At 52.9% G+C, this 1653-nt stretch carries 2 protein-coding genes; both read right to left on the bottom strand.

The genetic code is table 11. The features are described from left to right. On the bottom strand, nucleotides 1–394 hold a 394-nt coding region (locus tag EA14781_RS11985), incomplete at its 3' end, for an Ail/Lom family outer membrane beta-barrel protein (RefSeq protein ID WP_042335690.1). A 67-nt stretch (nucleotides 395–461) separates the two neighbouring features. Continuing rightward, on the bottom strand, nucleotides 462–1653 hold a 1192-nt coding region (locus EA14781_RS11980; RefSeq protein WP_042335689.1), incomplete at its 5' end, for a phage tail protein.

The raw sequence follows: 1653 nt of genomic DNA, 5'->3' as shown, positions 1-1653 counted from the left end.
GATAATCCCCGGAGAAAGTCGACACACGGCTGTAAGCCACACCCGCCATCGCATACGCGCTGAACCATTCATTCACGCGCACAGACGGCCCCGCCATTACGCTGAACCAGCGGTTACGCACGGAATCTTCATGCCAGCGGGTATCGCTGTAACGGGTAAGCTGGCGATTCTTGTCTCCTGCATAGCTGAATGACGTCACCAGCCCCAGCGTGTCCGTAAATTCATAACGGTATTTCACGTTAATGCCCTTCAGGTCATCGCTGCCTGGCATATCAGTATGGGTCTGAAGATACCCGGCGCTTAGAGTGGACTGATGCTCTGCTGCGCTCGCTGGCGTACCAGCGGCAACCAGCCAGACTACTGCGGACAGAATAACAGCACATAATTTACGCATAATTACCTCTCGCTTTTCTGCAATAAAAAAGGCGCCATTTCTGGCGCCCGTATATGGGTTATAAAATTCAGCTGATACTGATGCCTGCGGTGGCTTTCTTCATCACCACAACCAGCAAATCGCTGATACTTGCTGTGGGATACCAGTCATTTACCAGCCATGCTGACACCGAAAACTCCAGCGTCATGTGACCGTGACCGGCAGGCATATCAATAACGCCACTGTAAATCAGCGTATTATCCAGCGCGGTACGGTTATAAATTTCAGCACCGTTTTTCCGCACTATCAGACGGCATGAGGAGTAAATATCAGTATGCTCTCTCTCATGTTTAGCGCCGCTGAATGCCACCGCCGGAATAACAATTTGCCGGTCAAACGGCTGATCGTCATAAACCCTGACGGTAATGGTCCCTGATGGCCACCGCTCCGGTGCACGGGAATCCCGGGGGAAAGCTTTGCCCACTGTTTTAACGAGATCGCCTTCAATCTGGTTCGCGGACAGTTTTCCCAGAACCCGACAGTTCTCGTTAATCGTGACGTTGTTGAGCGTCCCGGAATTCGCATTCACGTTACCGCTGATATCAGCATTTCTTGCGGTCAGCCTGCCCTCCGGCGTCAGGGAAAACGTCGGGGGATTGCCGGACGAGGTGATACTCACCGCAAACAGCCGCTTCATGAACAACTGATTCCCCTGCGCCACAAATAACGGCGTGGTGTTGCCGTCCTCCGGGTTAATCATCGCAATACGGTCAGCCAGCAGCAGTATGTTGCTCAGGGGCTGGCCATCAGTATCCTCAATCCCCGCTCCAATACCGGCAACATAGGGTATGCCATTTTTTGTTTTCTGTACCTTCAGCATGTAAAGTGCAGCAAGGTCATCATTTGTGTCCTTCTGCACGCGCTGTATCTGCTGTATGGTGGCGCTCTGGTCCTCCAGCGTTTTACTGACCGTCTGTGTGATTTCATTGCGGGTTTCGGTGATGGAGGTCTTCATCTCCGCCATCTCATCCGCAAGCTGGCTGTTGTCTATCAGCTCCCACAGCCCCTGAGCCAGATGCAGTTTTCCTATTTTTTCCCGAAACAGCCCCAGATACCCTTCTGCATCATTGCTGGCCCGGCCACTGGCTTCCACAAAAGCAGATTTCCCCACCAGGTTGACGCTGCGCACGTAAAACCAGAAATCCTTCCCGGGCTTAATGTGCGGGCCGGATACACTCCACTGACTGCCGGTCCCCAGATAACGGGCAGAGGTTTCAATC

It is taken from the genome of Escherichia albertii NBRC 107761 = DSM 17582 (assembly GCF_000759775.1).
Lineage (GTDB): Bacteria > Pseudomonadota > Gammaproteobacteria > Enterobacterales > Enterobacteriaceae > Escherichia > Escherichia albertii.
This window is presented reverse-complemented; position numbering and strand designations above follow the sequence as displayed.